Annotated in this window: 20 protein-coding genes; 5 read left to right on the forward strand and 15 right to left on the reverse strand. The window is 63.6% G+C overall.

Annotated elements, in window-relative coordinates:
- The first annotated feature begins 173 nt into the window (after window positions 1–173).
- Entirely contained in the window at window positions 174–380 is a 207-nt protein-coding gene (locus tag E5222_RS03570) for a hypothetical protein (protein WP_136692330.1), read from the forward strand.
- A gap of 43 nt (window positions 381–423) precedes the next feature.
- On the opposite strand, the gene E5222_RS03575 is transcribed toward E5222_RS03570, so the two are convergent.
- The 11 genes from E5222_RS03575 to E5222_RS03625 form a co-directional block, all read right to left on the reverse strand.
- On the reverse strand, window positions 424–1098 hold the full coding sequence (locus E5222_RS03575) for a response regulator transcription factor (protein WP_136692331.1): 675 nt from the start codon (window positions 1096–1098) through the stop codon (window positions 424–426).
- A complete protein-coding gene (locus tag E5222_RS03580) occupies window positions 1088–2266 on the reverse strand; it encodes a sensor histidine kinase (RefSeq protein WP_169053463.1) in 1179 nt (392 codons plus the stop codon). The genes E5222_RS03575 and E5222_RS03580 overlap by 11 nt, the downstream gene beginning before the upstream one ends.
- Before the next feature lie 148 nt (window positions 2267–2414).
- Window positions 2415–3806, reverse strand: coding sequence for a transporter (locus tag E5222_RS03585; protein WP_136692333.1), 1392 nt, complete (start codon window positions 3804–3806; stop codon window positions 2415–2417).
- Between the two features lie 20 nt (window positions 3807–3826).
- Complete coding sequence (locus tag E5222_RS03590; protein WP_136692334.1) at window positions 3827–4423, reverse strand: peptidoglycan-binding domain-containing protein; 597 nt, start codon at window positions 4421–4423, stop codon at window positions 3827–3829.
- Between the two features lie 36 nt (window positions 4424–4459).
- Window positions 4460–5212 (reverse strand): hypothetical protein, encoded by a 753-nt coding sequence (locus E5222_RS03595; RefSeq protein ID WP_136692335.1) that lies wholly within the window; start codon window positions 5210–5212, stop codon window positions 4460–4462.
- 104 nt (window positions 5213–5316) lie between these two features.
- On the reverse strand, window positions 5317–6063 hold the full coding sequence (locus E5222_RS03600; protein ID WP_169053464.1) for a C39 family peptidase: 747 nt from the start codon (window positions 6061–6063) through the stop codon (window positions 5317–5319).
- A gap of 168 nt (window positions 6064–6231) precedes the next feature.
- Window positions 6232–7260: a hypothetical protein gene (locus E5222_RS03605; RefSeq protein WP_136692337.1), complete on the reverse strand. Its 1029-nt coding sequence runs from the start codon at window positions 7258–7260 to the stop codon at window positions 6232–6234.
- Between the two features lie 20 nt (window positions 7261–7280).
- On the reverse strand, window positions 7281–7910 hold the full coding sequence (locus E5222_RS03610; RefSeq protein ID WP_136692338.1) for a hypothetical protein: 630 nt from the start codon (window positions 7908–7910) through the stop codon (window positions 7281–7283).
- On the reverse strand, window positions 7907–8410 hold the full coding sequence (locus E5222_RS03615; protein ID WP_136692339.1) for a hypothetical protein: 504 nt from the start codon (window positions 8408–8410) through the stop codon (window positions 7907–7909). Before E5222_RS03615 ends, E5222_RS03610 begins: the two co-directional genes overlap by 4 nt.
- 242 nt (window positions 8411–8652) lie before the next feature.
- Window positions 8653–9234 carry a helix-turn-helix transcriptional regulator gene (locus tag E5222_RS03620; protein WP_136692340.1) on the reverse strand — a complete coding sequence of 194 codons (582 nt, stop codon included), beginning with the start codon at window positions 9232–9234 and terminating at the stop codon, window positions 8653–8655.
- Between the two features lie 146 nt (window positions 9235–9380).
- Window positions 9381–10664 carry an OmpP1/FadL family transporter gene (locus tag E5222_RS03625; protein WP_136692341.1) on the reverse strand — a complete coding sequence of 428 codons (1284 nt, stop codon included), beginning with the start codon at window positions 10662–10664 and terminating at the stop codon, window positions 9381–9383.
- Between the two features lie 170 nt (window positions 10665–10834).
- Between E5222_RS03625 and E5222_RS03630 the strand changes: the two genes are divergently transcribed.
- Together E5222_RS03630 and E5222_RS03635 are read left to right on the forward strand one after the other, a co-directional pair.
- Window positions 10835–11449, forward strand: coding sequence for a LuxR C-terminal-related transcriptional regulator (locus tag E5222_RS03630; RefSeq protein ID WP_136692342.1), 615 nt, complete (start codon window positions 10835–10837; stop codon window positions 11447–11449).
- A 192-nt stretch (window positions 11450–11641) separates the two neighbouring features.
- On the forward strand, window positions 11642–12607 hold the full coding sequence (locus E5222_RS03635; protein WP_136692343.1) for an NAD(P)/FAD-dependent oxidoreductase: 966 nt from the start codon (window positions 11642–11644) through the stop codon (window positions 12605–12607).
- 139 nt (window positions 12608–12746) lie between these two features.
- Here the strand turns inward: E5222_RS03635 and E5222_RS03640 are convergent, their stop codons facing one another.
- The 3 genes from E5222_RS03640 to E5222_RS03650 all read right to left on the reverse strand — a co-directional run bounded on the left by E5222_RS03640 (window position 12747) and on the right by E5222_RS03650 (window position 15993).
- The gene (locus E5222_RS03640; RefSeq protein ID WP_136692344.1) at window positions 12747–13172 is read right to left on the reverse strand and encodes a DUF6152 family protein; all 426 of its coding nucleotides are present in this window, start codon (window positions 13170–13172) and stop codon (window positions 12747–12749) included.
- A 64-nt stretch (window positions 13173–13236) separates the two neighbouring features.
- Window positions 13237–14082 (reverse strand): hypothetical protein, encoded by an 846-nt coding sequence (locus E5222_RS03645; protein ID WP_211196079.1) that lies wholly within the window; start codon window positions 14080–14082, stop codon window positions 13237–13239.
- Window positions 14083–14106: 24 nt separating this feature from the next.
- Window positions 14107–15993, reverse strand: a complete 1887-nt coding sequence (locus tag E5222_RS03650) for an outer membrane protein assembly factor BamB family protein (RefSeq protein ID WP_136692345.1) — start codon at window positions 15991–15993, stop codon at window positions 14107–14109.
- Window positions 15994–16554: 561 nt separating this feature from the next.
- Between E5222_RS03650 and E5222_RS03655 the strand changes: the two genes are divergently transcribed.
- Both E5222_RS03655 and E5222_RS03660 read left to right on the forward strand, forming a co-directional pair.
- Window positions 16555–17091, forward strand: coding sequence for a DUF6644 family protein (locus tag E5222_RS03655; RefSeq protein WP_136692346.1), 537 nt, complete (start codon window positions 16555–16557; stop codon window positions 17089–17091).
- A 17-nt stretch (window positions 17092–17108) separates the two neighbouring features.
- Entirely contained in the window at window positions 17109–17621 is a 513-nt protein-coding gene (locus tag E5222_RS03660) for a DUF6644 family protein (RefSeq protein WP_136692347.1), read from the forward strand.
- Between the two features lie 80 nt (window positions 17622–17701).
- Here the strand turns inward: E5222_RS03660 and E5222_RS03665 are convergent, their stop codons facing one another.
- Window positions 17702–19822 carry an outer membrane protein assembly factor BamB family protein gene (locus tag E5222_RS03665; protein ID WP_136692348.1) on the reverse strand — a complete coding sequence of 707 codons (2121 nt, stop codon included), beginning with the start codon at window positions 19820–19822 and terminating at the stop codon, window positions 17702–17704.
- Between the last annotated feature and the right edge of the window lie 8 nt (window positions 19823–19830).

The following is a 19830-nucleotide window of genomic DNA, read 5'->3' on the forward strand; positions in this document are numbered from 1 at the left end:
AATTTGAATGCAAAGGGAATAGCTGATATTGGTTAATTTCGGTTGTCGCCAAATGCTGAAGGCACTTGGTTGATAGGAAGATCAAGCCTCCAGCGATGTTTGGTGATGCTCGTCGACGAATCGAGTCGGCGGGATGGGAGAGGCACGAGATTTGGACAGGGGGCCAGTCCGCGATGAGAACGGACACGATCGAAGCTGAGAACTCGATGATGATCTGCAAACAGAACATCAAGAGATTGCTGAAGAAGATGAATGGGGCGACCAACCCAGAGTTGAAGGAGACGCTGCTCGACCTGTTGATCAAGGAGGAAGAGAAGCTGGGCAGTTTGACCGCGGAGTGCCGCGAAGGCCCGGCACAAAGCTCAATTTTCCGATTCTGACATTTCGCATGGAAAGGATGCGGCTACTCCCGGCTCGCGCATCCTACCCGAGCGGGAGCTCCGGCTCGTCCGGCCGCGCCGGGCTTGCGAGTTTGGCCGGCACGCCAGCGTCATAGGCGATCTTGAGCATGCTGGCGGAATCCACCACGCCAAGGCGCCTTTTCAGGTTTCCCCTCGCCATCCTCACTTGATGCAGGTCCAAGCCGAGATCGGTCGCGATAGATCGTGCGGGAAGGCCGTTGGCGATCGCGCTGAGGATGCGCATTTCCATCGGGTCGAGCACGGCCAGCCGGCTGCGGGCAGCCTGGCGGATGCCGATCACGCTCAACTGACCGTGCAACAGCTTTTGGCAGCGCCCGAAGGCGGTCTTCAGATCTTGCGCGGAGAAGGGCTTGATCATGAAGTCGCAAGCCAGCCGCAGCTTGCGCGCACGCATCGCCATCGGCAGGTCGCTCCGGTCGACAAGGGTGATCACTGCGAGCTGGTCTTTCCGCCGCGCATCTATGCGTTCGAGGATGGAGAAACCGTCCGGCTGCCGCACGCGCATGTCGAGAAGGACGATGCCTGGCGGCAGACTGTCCAGCTCGGCGAGGAATGGCGTGCCATCGGCAAAGCTCCTGACCTTGGCGTGCCCCATGGCGCCGAGCATGAAGTGCAGCGAATTACGCAGCCCCTCGTAATTGGCGACCACATAGACGGGGATGTCGCTAGCGCCCATCGTTAATGCCGTCCGGCTCCGCTTGGATCACGCGGGGGACGGTAAAATGGAACCCGGCCCCGCCAAGGCTGGAGGTCTCGATCCACAGCTTGCCGCCATGCGCCTCGACAATCGCACGGCAGATCGACAGGCCCACACCCATCCCCTCGGGCTTGGCGGAGTTGAATGGCCGGAACAGCAATTGCTGCTTCTCGCCATCCATCCCGGGTCCGGAATCCTCGATCGCCACCTCGGTCATCGCGCGGTCCGGCTTGCTGATCACGCGAATGACGGCCTCTCCTTCATGCTTCATCGCCTGGAAGGCATTGCGCAGGAGGTTGAACAGCACTTGCTCGATCTGCACGCCGTCGACCAGCACGGCATCCGCTTCCGGCGAGAGCTTCACCACTGTGTTGACCAGCCGCGCGTCACCGTCCGCCTGTGCCAGCGCCAAGGCGTTGGACACGAGACGGGACAGCGAGCAGCGGTCCATTTCGGCATCGCCGCGGGTCAGGAACTGGCGCAGGCGGAAGATGATCTGGCCCGCGCGCTCGGCCTCCTCGCTGCAGGCCTTCATTGCCTCGTGCAACTTCTCCCGATCGATTGGCGCACCGCTTTCGGCCATATGCGCCACCGTCTCCACGTAATTGCGCAAGGCGGTCAGCGGCTGGTTCACCTCATGCGCGATGGCGCTGGCGAGCAGGCCCATGGCACCCATGCGAAATGCCTGGGCAATTTCCTCGCGCAGCTCCTCCAGCTTGCGCCGGTCGGTCTCGTCGGTTTCCATCCCTGCCATCAGGGCGATGAAGACCGCCTCTCCCGAGAGTTCCGCTTCGCCCAGGCTCAAGTCGATGGGGAAGTGCCGCCCATCCTTGCCGCGTGCCATCAGGTAGCGGCCGATCCCGATAATGCGCGGCTTGCGCGTCCGCATATAGGTGGAGACGTATTCGGCGTGCTGGTCCCGCTCTGAATCGGGCATCAGCATGGAGATATTGCCGCCCAGCATTTCCCTGCGCCGATAGCCGAACATTTGCTCGGTCATCGCATTGACGGCCAGGATCTTTCCCTCGGCGTCGGAGATCACCAGTGCCACGGGCAGGGTTTCCGCCAGCGGGCCGATCAGTTCGACCGTGGCCAGCTCGGGCGGGAAACCCTTGTCCTCCTGCGTATCCGCGATGGTGCTGCGCATATGATCCGACCTTTGCGGCGGCGTCATCCGTGGTGGTCACGAATGTCCTGCGAATGCAGCAAGCCGCACACAAAAGGTCAACCATCGCAGCTTGGCACCACCATACGTAGAATTACGTAAGGTGGTGCCAAGAATGACCTCTCCTCCCTCAGAAGCGGTAGGGAATGCGCAGGCTCACGGACATGTCGGGACTGTCATCGGTCAGGCCGATGCCGACATTGCTGACCAGTGCGAGCCGCGAACCGAGCGTGAAAGTCGCGCCCAGGTTCATCACCGCCACATTGGCCTGGCTGCCCACCACTTCCCTCACATCCTGCCCTTCGGGTTGCAGAATGGTATGTTCGACCAGGCGCTGGCTGTAGGACATGGAAATGCTCGACTTGTCGTTCAGCGCAAAGGCAAGCCCCGCGCCGAACTGCCAGGCATCGCCAATATCCACGCGGCCGGGAAGATCGCCCGGATTCTCGTCGATATCGTCGAATTCGCGCGCGAAATTGTGGAAGTAGGTCGCATTGCCGAACACCACCAGCGGATCGAGCGTCTTGAGCACCGATGCGCCGATCGATGCGCCATAGACCCCGCTTCCGGTGGCGAGAGCCTCCGGCACCTGCAGATTGCCTTCGCTATTGGCGACTTCGACGAATTCGATGCCGAAGGGATGGCGCCCGGTGGGAAGCTTCACGCGGCCGTTGAGCACCACGTCGGGCCGCCCGGCGCGTTCCTCCAACAGGCGGTAGCTGACCCCGGCGTTGAAATCGCCGAGCCCGGTATCGCGCACCGTCTCCTCGATCAATGCGGAGGCCGAGCCGCCCGCGCCGCCCGAACGGAAATTGGAGGTGCGTGCCAGCAGCGGCAGGTTGGCATCGAAGAACAGCCTGTCAGACACGCCGAAGCGCAAGGTCGGATCGAGCGTGAAGATGTCCGACTGCACCTGGTCGATGCTGATCGTGCCGAGGAAGATCGCGTCGAGTGCGAGGAAGCCGTCCAGCGAAATCCGCGCATTGTCGAAATGCGAATAGCTCAGGCCCAGGTCGAGACCGATATTGCTGCCGAAGCGGCCCTGCTGTTGCTCGGAAATTTCGACCACTGCCTCGGTCGGGGCAGGGGAGCGGCGCTCGCCATCGGCGGTCTCGTCACTTGCCCCGCCGGTCGCCGGTTCCGGGACCTGCGGCTGTGCGAGCCGGCTGCTGCCATTGTGGAAGTTCCGCAGGTCCTGCCGCCGGAAGAACGCCAGCGAGGGATCATCGGGGATCGAAACGGGCTGGCTGTCGATGAAGGTGCCGCGCATGCCGGCGGCCTCTACCGGAGAGATCGCGCGCATCGGCGTGCCGTCCGCGCGTTCCATGGCCGCGAGGCGCGATTCCAGCTCCTCCAGGCGATCGAGATACAATTGTTCGCGCTGTTGCAGTGCATCGACTTCGGATCGCAACTGCTCGATTTCCTCGGCCGGGTTGTCCTGCGCCATGGCGCTCAACGGCAGGATGAGGGCAAGCGCGGATACGCTGATCAGCGCGGTCTTGGTGAAACTTGTGCGGGTCATGATTGTGTCCTCCCTTTCGATCAGGGGTTGAGCAGGGTCCACAGCGTGGCCGGATCGGGCACGCCGGTGGGTGTCAGGCTGGTTTCTTGCTGGAACTGGCGGAAGGCTTCCTTCAGCTCCTCGCTGTACTGCCCGTCTTCCGGGCCGGAATAGAGGCCGCGAATGCTGAGCGCGGCCTGCGCGCGGCGCAGGATCGTCTCGTAGACAAGCGCGCGGTTCTCGCTGTCGCCCACCTCCAGCAGGCGCGAGAATTGCGCGACCCGCAGCGGGCGGAAGCCCACCACCATGCGTTGCGTGACGCTGACCAGCGGATCCTCGGGATTATCCTTGCAATGGCTGTCGAGGATCAGGTCGAAGGCCGCGGCATTGTGCCACGGCGTCAGGTCGAACGTGTTCGGCTCATAAAGGTTTGCCGCGCTCAGATAGCCTTCGATGAAGCCGATCATGCGCTGGTATTCTGCCGATTGCCGGTCCTCCCGCGCCTGGGTGAAGCGGGCGCAGGTGAGGACACCCACTCCCTCGACGGCGAATTGCCGTGTCTCCTCCTCTTGCGCACTGGCTGGCGCCGGCGCGACGGCCAGCATCAGGGCCGCAGCGGCCCATAAACGGTAAGTCATTCTTGTTCCTCCCCAACAAAGGAAACTGCTAAGTGATTAGAAACCGTGTCCTTTCATGGCGCTCAGCGCTTCCTGCGCGCGGACGACTTCCATGTTCTGGATGGCGTCGACGCCGAAGATCACCGAGGCGCTGTTATCGACCAGGTTGTGGTCGCTGTTCAGCACGGTCTGTTGCAGGACCTGACCCACATCGCCGCCGACCAGCTGGCTTGTGCTGTCCGTCCCGTTATTGCCCGTCATCACGATGCCCAGCTGGTTGTCCGCCAGGCGGAATTGCAGGTGGTCACCGTCGCTGAAGGCCAGGTTCACCGGTCCGTTCACTTCCTGCATACCGGCCTGCGACAGTGCAGGGACGGCGGACGAGGGCACGATCATCATCTGCATGCCGTTCGCCGTGCTGTTGTCCGCTCCTGCGATCACATTGGCCTGCGCGGCGCCGGAGAAATCGGCGAGTCCGCCGATCGGCGTCACATTCTGCGGCGTGATATAGGGGACATAGCCTTCATGGCTGTCCGTCACATTCATGCCCTGGTCGCCCTCGCGCGCCCAGGCGATCATCAGCTGCGGGACGGGCTTGCCGCCATTCGGGGCGGACAGGAAATCGACATTGAACACCAGCCGGGCGAGCGTGGTGACGCCGCTGGAATCCTGCCAGCTGGTGAGCATGGTGATGCCGAAATAGGAAACCGATTCCGGCGTCACGAACTTTCCGTGCATATCCGACAGCTCATCATCCGCCAGTTTTTGGTGCCCGGCGAGCGCTGTCAGATCGGGCGTGCTGGCCGACACCGGGACGGCGCAGGCGAGAAGGGCAAGGGCGGCGAGCGAGCTGCCTTTCCCCCATCTTGCGGACCTGTTTCGACAGGCTGGTTTGGGTGACATGATCTCCTCCATCAGAATGAAAAGCCGCGGGTGAAGCCGAACTCGGCGACTTCGGCTCCCGGTATGCTTGCGTGCAAAGCCATCAGGCGCCGGGCCGAAAGCGGCTCCGGCGGCTGCAGCAGAACGGTTTGCGGGTCGTATCCTTCGCCGGCGACGACGAAGACGATATCGTTCCACGCCTCTTCGAAATCGGCGCGGCTCATGTTCCGGTTGCCAAGGGCGGGATCGCCGATCGCGACCCTGTCGTCCCAGGCGCGGCGGACGACCACGAAATGCTTGTATCCGCGGATATCCAGCAACGCGATCGAGGGCACTTCAAGCGCCTGGATCGTGGCGTAATCGACGCGGTATCCTTCGGCTTCATAGCCGACCATCTGCGCGTAATTCTTCATGTCGAGCAGCGAGAAGCCCTTCTGCCGCACGATGTCGGGATCGGCGATCCGCAGCATGTTGACGAGGACTTGCTCCTCGGTCGTCTCGCGGCCGAAGGCGAAGTTGAAAATGGTCGCCATCACCGCGGCGCCGCAGCTGAAATCGGTGCGCTGGCGCACCAGATTGTCGAACTTGCGGTCCTGCCAGCTGGTGACGGAGACCGGAATAACGGGGGCATTGGAAGAAACGGCGCCCAGCCACAGCGGCGTCGCCTGGCCGCCGGGTGCGCTTGCGCAGGCGGAGAGCAGCGCCGCGGTGCCCGCAGCGGCCAGGCCTGCCGCGATCTTGCGGCGCACTCTGTCAGTCGTGATACCCTGTTTGCCCATCTTAGCCTTCATTCGCCTGTGTGTTGACTGGTCTCTGCGCTCCGGTCGGAGGAGAGGTGGTCGTGCCCCCCCTCCGCCCGGAAGGCGGACCGTATCTGTTGGGGGCATCGGTCTCGCCCCCGGGCTTCGGCCGCCCGGAAGCGGCCGAAGCTGACGGTTCGGTTGGACTTAGCTGGGGTCGCCGCCGCCACCGCCATTGTCGGCGGGCGCACCCGACGACGCAGCGATGGTGAGAGCGTTCAGCTGCTGGTTGCCGACGCCTGCTGCGAAGTTCACGCCGACATTGCCGGAGGTCCCTGCGATTTCGAGGCCGGTCACCAGGTTCTTGCTGTCCTGCTGTTCCACGAAGCTGAGCGTCGCGGTCTGGATCAGGCCGGCATTGGCTTCAGCCAGCGTCGTATCGGCGGCAACAGCCAGGGTCAGCAGGTTGGCCTGCTGATTCAGGCTGCCTGCAGCCGCGTTGACACCGATATTGCCGGATCCGGCGATCGTGCCGCCCAGCACCGTGTTGCGGTCGCGGAAGTTGTTCAGCGCACCGCCCTGCTCAACGTCATCCTCGGGGAGGATTTCACCCGGGGTGGCGAGATGCGAAACACCCAGCAGCGACTGGAACGACGTGGTCGAAGCTTCCGACCAGCCGCCCATAGCTTCCTCGGACGTGTTGTTCGAGGTCGCCAGCGTGGCCGAGTTCATCTGCATGTTGAAGTAACCTGCAGCCAGGTTCACGCCGGTGTTGCCGGAGGAATCGATCGCGAACGTATCGACCGTGTTGACCACCGGAGCGAAGAAGCCGACGCGGATCTGCGGCTCGAACATGCCGTCTTCCAGATCATCGTTCGGGTCGTTGCCGGCTTCGCTCCAGCCACCGCCGAAGACGGGATCGACATAGCCGTTCTCGCCGTTCAGCTCGTTTTCCTCGCGATAGGTCACGGCCACGCCCTGCTGCAGCTGCTTGACGTCGTTGACGGCAACAGCCGAGCTGTCGACGTTGACCACGCCGCGCACGAGTGCGCCGCCCAGCAGGCCGACCAGCTTCCAGTAGGTCACATCGGTGGTGACGCTGGTGTCGATGTTGTTGGCATAGGCAATGTCCACGTCAGCATCGACATTGACTTCCAGCGACGAGCCCTCCTGTGCAAGCACGGGAGTGGCGATCACGGCCGAGGCCGCGACTGTTGAGAGAAGTAACTTCTTCATCGGTAGTCTCCTTCATTCACTCAAGGTTGTCCCCCCGCCAAGACAGTCAGCGAGAAGGTGTTGGCGGAGGAGTTCCTCTCGCCGCCGATCAGGTTCGTCTGAAAAAGGCCACTGCCGCCGCTGAAGGCGTCATCGCTTACGCTGACGCTGTCATTGCGATGGGCAGAGGCTGTTTCAGTGCCCCCGTACGGTTCGGTGGGCGCACGCGACTGTTCCAGAAGCTGGTCCGTCAGTGCGCCGGATTGTCCGATTGCCAGGCTTGCCAGATTGGCCGACTGGTTGTTCGAGCCGGCAGTCACATTGAGGCTGACGAGCCCCGAATTGCCGGAAAAGGCATCGCCGGAAATGGTCACGGCGGTTGCGCGGTCGCCGGCAGCATCCATGCCGTGCTGGACCACGTTTTCGCTGGCGATGGCGACTTCGCCGATGGCCAGGGCCGCGCTGCCCGCCTGCTGGTTGCCGTCGCCCGCCGCCATGTTGACCGCCAGCCGGCCGGACGTGCCGGAGAATTGGCCCGCCTCGACGATGGCCTCGTCCTGCAGGGTTTCCTGCACCGGCGGCTCGTCCTGCGCCTGCACCGCGGATGCGGCTCCCAGCGCGGGGATCAGGGCGGCGAGGGCGGCTGCGTGAAGTATGTTGAGGTGGTTCATTGTCCGCCTCCCGCAAGCGCGGACAGGCTGCCGAGCGCGCCGTCCAGCGCGTCCATCGAACGATCGATGGTGGAAGTGACGACGGATCCCACCTGGGTCCCGCTGGCGAGCTGGCTGCCGCCCCCTGCCAGTTCTACCGTCTGGCCCATCTCGGCCAGGGCGCCGTTCTGCATTTGCGGAGAAGTCAGCTGTGCGGTGACCTGCGCAGTCTCGCCATCGGTCAGCGGCTTCAGGCCGTTGTCGAGAGTCGAGACGACCAGGCGGCCTGGCGCCGTGACCACCCGGTGGGTCTGACCGGGAAAGTATGGCGCACCGATCGTGTGGTGGACGTCGCGCGACACGATGATCGTGCCGTCTTCCGGTATTTCGGATCCGCTTGCCTCAGCCTCCTGCGCATTGGCGCAAGTTGCGGAAGCAAGCAGGCCTGCCAGGATAGCAGGCGTAAGTCTGCACGCGCCGGGCAGCATGCCCCGGCGTAACGTCGCGTTGCGGCGGTCCATCAAATTCCTCCCACAGGCAGCCACGCTCTTGCGACAAGCGCGAGGAGCAATGCTGGCTAGGTGGTCCCCAAGTCGGATCGAAAGACTCGGTCCCGACGGACAAAGAGTAGGAGGAAGCGGTGGGGGGAATTATTGGAAAATCTACGTAACCAAAGTTGGTAGGGTTCCCCTGTGCGTCATCCATTCGTCATTAGGGAGGTGGCGAATTCCTACAAAATTCGACTTCGCCTGCCGGCGCGGATTCAAAGCGCGCAGGATTGCAGCTTGACCCACATCTCCTCGCGGCAGTTCACGCCCATCTTCTCGTAGCAATGCTTGATATGCACGCGGACCGTGTGGATGGAGTTGGAGTGGTGGTTGGCAATCTCCTGCGGTGTCATCCCGGCAAACAGGTCCTCGATGATACGTGCCTCGCTCGGCGTCAGACCGAACAGCGCATTGAGGTCGGGCAGCTCGCGGCGGTGCATGGACTGTGCGGAAGCGAGCACCCAGCACACGTGATCGGGGCCGGTGGCCGCGGCGTGGATGAAGAGCGGGTCGACGTTTTCTGTCAGGCCGAGGCAGGCTGATCCGCGCTTGCCTTCGGCCACTTCGAGCAGGCTGGCGACCAGCCGGGCATCTTCCTCGCACACGGCGCGGACCTGCCCGTCGATATGCGCCAGCAACTCCTGCTTGCGGATCAGCTGCCAGGCCATGCGGCATGCGGCGACAAGACGGCCGCTGCGATCGAGCAACAGACGCGCGCGCCCATCGAGGGCGGACTGTGCCTGCAGTAGTGCTTCAGCGCCTTCGCGGCCCGGCCATGCCGGCAATTCGGTGTCCATCGGCAGGCTCCGATCCTCCCTTGCTCGCCCCGGCCGATGCGGGGTGGGCAGGTGGCTAAGCAGAGGCGGGAGGATCGGTGTATGCGTAGACTTACTGAGGCGCTCCAGGCAGCGCCAGGCCTCCCGTCAGGGCGTCTAGGCGTGGGTTAGAAGCTCCAGCCGAAGGACATGCCGAAGGAGGTCTCGGCGAGCCGGACATCCGCTTCGCCGCCGCCATAGGGCGCCGGGATCGAGCCGCTGCCTTCAACCGTGTTGCGCGGTGCGCGCATGGCGAAGGCAGTCAGTTCCTTTCCGCCGCCAATGCCCAGCGTCGCACCCACGGTGAAGTGATCCTGCACCACGCCGGGGGCCAGGATGTTGATGAAGGTTTCGGAGGAGGGGACCGGATTGTCCGAGCGGCCATAGCCTGCGCGCAGGGTCAGGTCTTCGCTCACATCCACGCTGCCGCCGACCTTGAACACGGTGACATCCTCCCAGCCGAAGCCGGGTCCGCCTTCCGCGCCGAAGGGTGTGCCGGTGAACAGCGGGGCGAGCGGATTGCCGACCGACTGGACTTCGGAATATTCGATCCGCTTCACGTCCACGCCCAGCGTCACGCCCTCCACCGGCTGTACCGCGATACCCGCGCCATAGCTTTCGGGAACGTCGAAGCCGCCCTGTTGCGCGAACAGGCCTGCGTAATCGTCGAAGCCGCCCGCCCAGATGCGCGACTGGTAGAAGGCGCCGACATTGATGCCCGGCGCCAACTCGCCCAGATAGCCGACGCGGAAACCGCCGCCGAAGGACCAGTCGGTGCCGTTATGGGTGAAGTGGGCAGGATCGGCGGACGCGGCGGTGAAGGGCTGGATTCCGGTCGCCCGGAAGCCCTGCACCAGCAGGATGGGCGATACGCCCAGCGAGTGCCCCTCGGCAAACTCCACCGCGATGGTGGGCGAGATGAAGACCTGCTTCAGGTCAACGCCCGCCGGGCCGGTGGCGCCAAAATTGGCAAAGGGATTGGCCTCGTAATCGGTGTTCATCCCGCCATTGCCATTGATGGTGAGCGCGACCGAGACATGGTCCGAAAGCGGGCGGACATAGCCGAATTCGGGCAGGATGAAGGGATTGGCGCCATTGCCCGAATAGTCGCCATCAAGGCCCGCACCATTGCCGGAAATCGTCGCGCCGCGATCGGGCACGAAGATCTCGACACCGAAATCGACGCGCTTTTCCAGCGCGGTGGCCGCGGCCGGATTGGTGGCGGTGGACAGCGCATCTTGCGGGAGCGCTATGGCGACGCCGCCCATGCCCTTGGCCTTCGCGCCGATGCCGTTGAGGAAGTATCCGTCGGTCGCCTGCGCCGGGCTGGCGGCGAGCAGTGCAAGCGCGCTGGCGGTGAAGGCGAAGGCCACGCGGGTGCGGATGGTGCGGGAAGCGGTGTGTGCGGACATGTCGTGACCCTGTTTCGTTTTCTATTGCCCCCGTCTTGTCGGGGTTTGCGCCGCGGATATGGGGACAAGGGGTTCAGACGAAAGGAAGAATGCCTTTCGTACCAATCAGGCCAGCTTGTCCGCCGGCACTGGTTAATCGCGCAAAGCGCCGCTACATATGCACTGTGGGCATGGAGCAGGACATAACACCCGAGGCGTGGGTCGCCGATCTGATCAATGGGTCCCCCGTGGCATCGGTGGTCAGCAATCCGCGCCTTCACGACAATCCGATCGTCGCGTGCAACCAGGCCTTCCTCGACCTTACCGGCTATCCGGAAGAGGAAGTGGTCGGCCGCAATTGCCGGTTCCTGGCCGGTCCGGATACCGAACCCTGGCTGACCGACGCCATCAAGGAAGGTGTCCGCGACAAGAAGCCGGTGATGGTCGAAATCCTCAATTACAAGAAGGATGGAACGCCATTCCGCAACGCCGTGCTGGTGGCGCCCATCTTCGGCGACGATGATGAGCTGACCTATTTCCTTGGCTCGCAAGTGGAACTGGATGAGGATGCCCCCGGTCCCAGCATCTCGCGCCGGGCCAAGGCGGCCGAGAAGATTCGCACGCTGTCACCGCGCCAGCTGGAAGTGCTCAAGCTGGTCGCCTCCGGCCTCAGGAACAAGCAGATCGCCTGGGAACTGAGCCTGTCGGAAAAGACGGTGAAGATGCATCGCGGCATCGCGATGGAAAAGCTTGGCGCGAAGAGTGCGGCGGAGATGATCCGTCTCGCCGTGGAAGCGGGCATCTGACACCGTCTTCGGGCCACATGCCCCAAGGTCCATATTCCGGCTTGGCTGCCCAAGCTTCATAAGGAGGCTGCATCGCAGTCGGACCTTCCTCGCGGAACAGCTTCTTCCCCCCTCCCGTTCCGCTCCCTCCATCCCATCAGATCCGGCTGCGATGCCCCTTTTTCCTAAGGCGCATTCGCAGTTCGAGGCCGCATGAGCGACAATACCAGCACTTCCCGTCATGTGGCGATCATCGGGGCGGGAATGGCAGGGATGAGCTGCGCCCGGCGCCTGGGTGAGTCGGGCTGGAGGGTCAGTCTGTTCGACAAGGGCCGTGGTCCCGGCGGCCGGATGTCCACTCGCTGGATGGAGCATAATGGCCAGCAACTGCGCTTCGACCATGGCGCGCAATATTTCACCGCAGACGATGCGCTGATGGCGCGTCAGGTCGATGAATGGCACGCAGCCGGGGTGGTCGAACGCTGGCCACCCGACCGGCCCGGCGCATGGGTGGGCGCGCCCTGCATGAATGCGCCGCTCAAGCACATGGCGCAATCGCTCGACATCTCCTTTGCCACGCGGATCGAGATGATCGAGCGCGGGGAGGGGGGCTATCGGTTGCGCGCCAAGGATGCGCAGCTGCCGGACACCTTCGACGACGTGGTGATCGCCGTGCCGGCCGAGCAGGCAGCAATGCTGGCCTTCCCGATCGATCGGGAACTGGTGCGGCTCGCCGTCTCCATACGCTCCGCCCCCTGCTGGACGCTGATGTGCGCCTTTGGCGAGCGGCTGGACGCAGCGCATGACAGCTATCGCAGCGAGAGCGCGATTGCTTGGGCAGCGCGCAACAATGCCAAGCCCGGCCGCGGCGAGGCTGAATGCTGGGTCATACAGGCCGGAGCGGAATGGTCGCGCCAGCATCTCGAGAGCCGGCCGGACGCCATCGCTGCAGCCCTGCTGGCGGAATTCGCCGAATTGACCGGCATCGTCCAGCCCAAGCCGGTGGCGGAGGCTGCCCATCGCTGGCGCTATGCCTTCCCGGCAGCGAGCGACAGGGGATATCTGTGGGACTCCGGTACAAGGATGGGTGCCTGCGGGGACTGGCTGCGTGGCCCCACTGTGGGCGATGCCTGGATGTCCGGGCGGTTGCTGGCCGACGCGATATTTAGTGGGGGGTGAGGCGCTAGTCGCCCGGGAACAAGCGCGCGCGGGGCATTGGTGGCAAGCCCCTTGCGCGGGGCGGGTGGGCCCAAACGAAAACGGGGGCCCCGCAATGGGACCCCCGCTTCTTGCATTCCGGCGAAGTGCCGGAAGGTGCTTAGTTGCCGGCGCGGCGTGCAGCAGCGGCAACGGCTTCCGTGGTCGGGTTGCCGAGCGACAGCTCGCGACCGTTCGGGAAGCGGATTTCCGCAGCCGACGCGCGGGTGTCACCGTCGCGAGCCTGGAAGGCGTCCACGATGATGTCGGTGCCCGCGGGCAGCGAATTTCTGTTCCAGCCGCGACGCAGCAGGGCCGAAGGCGCACCGCCTTCAACACGCCAGCGCTCGGTACGGCCGTTGCGTTCCACGTCGATGTGGATCCAGGAGTGGGGGTTCACCCACTCGAACATCACAACCTTGCCTTCCAGACGGACGGGCTTGTTGCGGTCGAACTCAGTGGCGAACGAGTGGTGCGCGGCAGCGCCCAGGCCCGTCACCGCCAGCACGGCGCCAATCGCGGCAGCGCTGAGCTTCTTCATTTGCATGGCAGGTAACTCCTTGGTTTTCACGAATCGTGATGTCTTGCGGGACGTCAACGAGAGTGTCTTATCACTCTGCGCCTTGGTCCTCGATTAAGTCGCCGTAAAGCAGCTGTTCAGAAAACGGAACACACTTGAATTCAAGCAGTTGCGCGTTGTCTTCTACGCGGCGGTACAGCGGCATGCTGATGGTCCACGGGCGAGTGTAGATCGTCGGATCCTCGATCGTCGCCTCGTAGTCGATGTGGTTGCCACCCTCGGCGAGCGTGAAGCGCTCCACCACGGTCGCATGGTTGGTCAGGTAGTTGCCGGCACGATCCAGCCAGGTCACGCCTTCCACCATTTCACCGGCGGGCAGCTTCACCAGGCCCGGGCCCAGCGCCAGCGTGGTGACGACCAGCGTGTCGCCTTCCCACTGGCCGTAGGACGTGCCCATCCAGGTATCGATCGGCGGGATGCCGACTTCCTGCATATGCACGACGCGGTTGGCCGATGCATATTCATAGACCATCAGGATATCGTCATTGTTGCCCTGAATGATCTGGAACGGATACGGCATGTAGGTCGCCCGGGGGATACCCGGCAGGTAACATGCAGCTTCCGGATCGTGATAGATCACGTTTTCCTTATGCGCGGCGAGGCGTTCCTGCGCAGCGTCGTTGTAGGGAATTTCGCCCCCTTCGATCACGCCCAGGCCGGCCGGAATGGCACCGATCGCGCCCAGCAGGCGGTCCGCCACCGGGTTGCTGGCGGCGCTATGCGGCTCCAGGTTCCAGTTGGCATTGTTCATCACCTGCCACACACCGTTCAGATTCGGCTTGCCGTCAATCTGATCCTGCGCGGTAGCGGGCACAGTGCCCAGCGCCATGAGCGCCGCAGCTGCAACCGCCGTCGAAAACTTCTTAATCCCCTGCATAACCTCTCCTGTATGCACCAATCACTAATCGAGCGTGTACACCATGATAACGCCGCTGGCGTTGATGGCGACATATTGTTTGCCGTCGCTGCCCCGATAGGTCATCGGATTGGCGTTGGCGTTCCCGTTGAGCGTGGTCTCCCATAGCTGCTCTCCGGTGTCTGCGTCAAAGGCGCGGAAACGGCGATCGTTCGTTGCGCCCACGAATACCAGCCCGCCCGCGGTAACGGTGGGCCCAGCGCTGCCGGCATTGCCCAGCAGCTGCTTGCCCTCGGGCTGTTCCTCGTAAATGCCCAGCGGCACGGCCCAGGCGATCTCGCCGGTATTGGCATCGATCGCGGTCAGGCGCGCCCATGGCGGCTTGTAGCACGGTGCGGCCACGCCCACGGGGCGGCCATTGTCGTCATACTCGCCGCTCAACGGCGCCTGGAAACTGAAGAAGGGCCCCTTGCCGTCCACGCTCGCCCGGTCATAGGGTGGCGGTTCGGAGGCATCGAAGCTGTAGGGCTCATCACCCGCAACACGTTCCACCCAGCCGACCAGCGAGGTGTCAATCGCATTGACATAGACCATGCCGGTTTCAGGATTCGCGGTGGGCCCGCCCCAGTTCACGCCGCCGATGCCGCCCGGAAGCTGGATGGTGGACTGCACCGGCGATCCTTCCGCGCGGTACATGAACGGGGTGAAGATACCTTCGTTGATATAGCCGCCGGCCCTGTCCCACATGGCGATGCAGGCTGCGGCATGCGCCTCGTTCGTGTCTTCCGCCGTCACGATGTCGTCCCAGGTCATGCTCACGCGGCTGAGCGGCGGCGTGACCTGCGGAATCGGCTGGGTTGGGTGGTAATACTCACCCGGCGCGTTTCCGCGCGGGACGGGCATTTCCTCCACCGCATGCACCGGCTCCCCATCTTCGGCATCGAGGACGTAGAACAGCGAGGACTTGCCGACATTGGTGATCGCCTTGCCGCCATTGGCGAGCGGGATCAGCGGGCCGGCATGGCTCATGTCGATGTCCCAGATGTCGTGATGGACGGTCTGGAAGTGCCATTTGTATTCGCCGGTGTGCAGGTCCACCGCGACAACGGAGTTGCCGAACAGGTTGGAGCCCGGACGGTCGCCGCCATAATAATTGTGCGAGGGGCTGGCGATGGGCAGGTATACGGTGTCCGTATCGGTATCCACCGTGGCCATGAAGCCCCACATATTGGTGCCGCCGCGCCCTTCTGCACCGCTATTGCCCCAGGTGTCGCCACCCAGTTCGCCATGGTCGGGCGTGGTATCGAATTCCCACAGCTTTTCGCCGGTCACCACGTCATAGGCACGCGGATTGCCGGAATTGCCGCGCGGATTTTCCAGCGAGGCCGCGCCGATCACCGCCACATTGCCGTGGATGGTAGGCGTGCCGCCGAACCCAATGACGATATCGACCACGCCGCCATCGCCGAAGCCTTCGACCGGCTCACCCGTCGCCGCATCGAGCGCGACGAGATTGGTGCCCTGCGTCACCAGCACGCGCGGGCCGTAATCGCCCGAGCCGGGCCAGTAGCCGACACCGCGGCCGGAATAGCCCGCACCGGGCCCCTGGCCGCCTTCGGTCTGGTGAACCCACACTTCCTCGCCCGTGGCGGCGTTGAGCGCCACGACCCGGTTCTGCGCGGTGATATACATATTGCCGTTCACCACCAGCGGGACGGCGGTGTTGAAGGCGCGCAGCGGATAGGTCCAGGCCTGCTGCAGCTCGCCCACATTGGACCGGTTGATTTCAGCGAGCGGAGAGTAGCGGGTGGCTGCCAGGTCGCGATTGATGGTCTGCCAGTCGCCATCGGGCATGGCATCCTGCGCGATCACGCCGGTGGCGCTGGCCGATGCCAGCAATGCACCCAGAACAAGGCCTCTGGCCTGTCGCATAGAACTCTCTCCCGAACATCCGGACGAGGCCTAGCCACGATCGACTGCAAGCCCCACTTGTTGATTCTGTCCTAAAGACGCATCCCGCTTTTGACAATGCCAACCCGCCTATTTAGCTCCCCTCGACGTGCTGTAACGTCACAGGTGTTTCGACCGGCTTGCACTTGTCCGCTTTCCGTCGCCATTGACGGTGTGAATGTCGAGTTCGACTTTGTGACAAATTGTCGCGATTCGTCACACTGGCCGGAGAAAGCTTGGCGGAACGCGCGTGAACGGCTAGCGGGCTGACGGCAAGGCTCCGGCCGGCGAATACCAGCTGTAACGCCGCGCTTTATGCGATGTTACCGTAAAGTTACTCGGTATCCTCCGGAGAGTGCGATAGGAGTTGCAGGGGAGTGCTATTGAAAGGGCCGTTCATTGACGCTGTCTCAAGCGCATGCGGCCAGGGCAGGGTGTAAATTCGCAGGGAAGGGAATTTGCGCCCGATCAAGGATTGAAGACAGGCAAGCGCACAAACCGCCTGTTCGAGATAAGAGAGCTTAGACGAGGGGAATAAGGTAGATGCTCGATCTATTGTTTAACATCACAGACTGGCTGAGGACGACATTCCTCCTCGATTTTGCCTTCTGGATTACCGAAACGCCGCTCAGCCTGTTCATGGTTGAGAATTTCTGGAACGTGCCGCTGGCACAGGTGGTGCACATCGTCTCCATCGCGGCGGCCTTCGCCTCGCTGCTGATGCTGACGCTGCGCGTGCATGGCAAGGCGGGCATGAGCCTGCCGGTGAGCGATGTGGCCTCGCGCTACATGCCGTGGATCTGGTGGGGCCTGCTGGGCATCGTCATCAGCGGCCTGCTGATGATCACGGCCGAGCCGATCCGCAACATGGTCAACTCGGTATTCTGGATCAAGATGGGCATCCTGGTGGTGACCGTGCTGATCACGCTGGGCTTCCAGCGTTCGGTGCGCGGCAAGGCGCTTGCCGGCGGGGCAGCTTATGTTCCCAGCGGCAGCACCAAGGCCACCGGCCTGCTGCTCGTCGTCCTGTGGCTTCTGATCATGCTGGCCGGTCGCTGGATCGCCTACGTTCCGGTTTGAGGGGGAAATAGACCAAAATGATGTATCCTGAACCGACAAACATCTGGGAATCGATCGAGTATTCCTCGCTCGGTATCGGCATTGCCGAAAGCCTGTGGGCCTTCCCGATGATCGAATCGCTGCATGTGATGGCGCTGGTGACCGTGTTCGGCACCGTGTTGATCATGGACCTTCGCCTGATTGGCCTTGCGTCCACCAATGTGCCGGTCTCCACCATGTCCAGCGACACGCTGAAATGGACCTGGATCGGCTTCGTGATCGCCGCGATCACCGGTACGCTGCTGTTCATCAGCAAGGCCAGCACCTACATGGTCAATCCCTACTTCCTCACGAAGATGGGACTGATGGCGGCCGCCGGCCTCAACATGCTGATCTTCCACTTCCTCACCTACAAGTCGGTGGCGGACTGGGACAGCAGCGCGGCGCTGCCGAAGGGCGCCAAGATGGCCGGCATCCTGTCGATTGTCTTCTGGCTGATCATCGTCTTCTGCGGTCGAGCAATCGGCTTTACGTTGGGCATCTACTACTGATCTCCACCGGCAAGACGCTGCACACATGAAAAAGGCCGCCCCACCGGGCGGCCTTTTTTGTTGCGCGATGTCTGTGCGGTTCAGTTCTCTGGCAGGGCGTAGACGGTCACCGCCGCGCTGTTGATTTCCGGCTCCGGCAGCTCCGGCGTGAAGTTGGGCAGGCCGAAGGAGAGCGGATTGCCCGCACCCGTGACGACCGCGACATATTGCCGCCCGTCGACCGAGTAGGTGACCGGGGAAGCATTGGGCACTCCGGTCAGCGCGCTGCGCCACAGCTGCTCGCCGCTATCCTGGTCGAAGGCGAGGAACTCCCGGTCCATGCCGCCCGCGAACAGCAGCCCGCCTGCGGTGGCGAGGATGCCGGTGTCGTAAGGCGCGCGGCGGCGGTTCTCCCACCGCACTTCGCCGGTCTTCATGTCGATTCCCTGGAGGATGCCGAACATGCCGTCGCTGTCTGCCGGGGCGGAATAGAACACGTCGACGCCGCTGGTCAGGAAGCCGCCTTCGGCGCGAGGGCGCAGCTCCATGCAGGTATCGCGGTAATTGCCGAACATCATGCCTGTCGACTCGACGAAGGCGTTGGGGCTCCAGTTGCGGCCGCCGCCCGCATGCGGGCACATGAACACGGCCGGGCGGTCGCGTCCGGGTAGCAGCGCCGGATCGGGCGTCTTGCGCCCGGTCTCGGGATCGATGGCGACGATATAGTCCTGGAAACCCATGTCGTAGGTCGAGAGATACTCGCCTGTCTCGGCATCGAGCGTGTCGATCAGCCCGTCCTTGCCGCCGGTGATGATCACGCGGCGCTCTTCGCCATCAACCTCCAGCTTGCCGACAACGCGCTCGAACACCCAGTCGAGATCGTATTGGTCGTTCGCCTGGTGCTGGAAATACCAGACGAGCTTGCCGGTGCGCGGCGCGAAGGCGAGGGTGGAATTGGTGTAGAGCCCGTCATTGTTCATGCCCGGCAGCACGTCGCGCACCGGACCAGTGTCGTAGGTCTGGGCGACGCCCCACAGGGCCAGGCCGGTTTCTGGATCATAGGTGCCGGAGGTCCAGACCGAGCCGCCATGGCGATCTTCGTTAGCGAGTCCATTCCACGTATCGCCGCCGGGCGTGCCATCCTGCGCAATGGTGTTGAAGGTCCACAGGTGCTCGCCCGTCGTGGCGTCGAAAGCCTGGATCACGCTGCCGCCATCGCGCTGCGAGGCGAATCCGATCATTGCCACGCCGTCCGCGACCAGCGGTCCGCCATTGGATCGCAGGCCCTCCGCATCGGGCACAGCTACATCCCAGACGGGGCGTCCGGTGCGGGCATCAAGGGCCATCATGTGCAGGTCGGACGTGGCGATAACCAGCTTGTCGTCCCACAGCGCCATGGTCTTCTTGGACAGCGGCGCCGTTCCTTCGGGCAGGCGCCGGCGATAGCGCCACAGCTGACGGCCATTGACGGCATCGAAGGCGAAGACCTCGTCACCGAAACCGAAGACGTAGAGGACGCCGTCGCGCACGATCGGCTCGTCCATGGTGGGTCCGGGGGGAAGGGCTTGCGACCACGCGACTTGCAAGTCGTCGACATTGCTGCGGTCGATCTGCGTTAGCGGGGAGAATCCGTGCCCCTCATGGCCGCGCCGCCATGTGAGCCAGTTTTCCGGCTCGGGATTGGCCAGCTGCTCGGACGTCACCGGCGTGTAGTTGGCGAAGCGATCGACCGGGTCCGGCGCAGCAGGGAACGGATAGCGGTTCGTGATACCCGGCAGCCCGATGCCGTTGCCTTCCTCGCCGGGCCCGGTGTCGGGCAGCGGGATGGTCACCTGAGCAAAGGCGGCCATGTCGGCTGCGGACAAGGCCTCCTGCGAAGTTCCGCCATTCTCGGCCAGGATCAGTGCCGTCAGCGCCTCATATTCGGCTTCGCCCAGCGAGGCGCTCCCGCCGGGCGGCATGGAGGTGGAGATATAGTCGAACAGATCGCTCGCCGGGACGCCGCTCCAGCTGGCCATGAAGGCCGGACCTTTCAGTCCTGCGGCGAATTGCCCGCCATCGAGGCCAGCGCCGTGGCAGGCGGCGCAATTGGCGGCATAGAGCGTACGCCCCTGCTGCACCTGCAGCTCGAATGGCGAGGGGATGCCCTGCGCCAGACCAGCAGCTCCCAGCGACATCGTCGCGGCGACGGAGCCCAGCAGGGCCCACTTCAATCCAGCCATTTCCCCTC

Origin of the sequence: Alteraurantiacibacter aquimixticola (assembly GCF_004965515.1) — a bacterium.
GTDB classification, from domain to species: Bacteria; Pseudomonadota; Alphaproteobacteria; order Sphingomonadales; family Sphingomonadaceae; genus Alteraurantiacibacter; species Alteraurantiacibacter aquimixticola.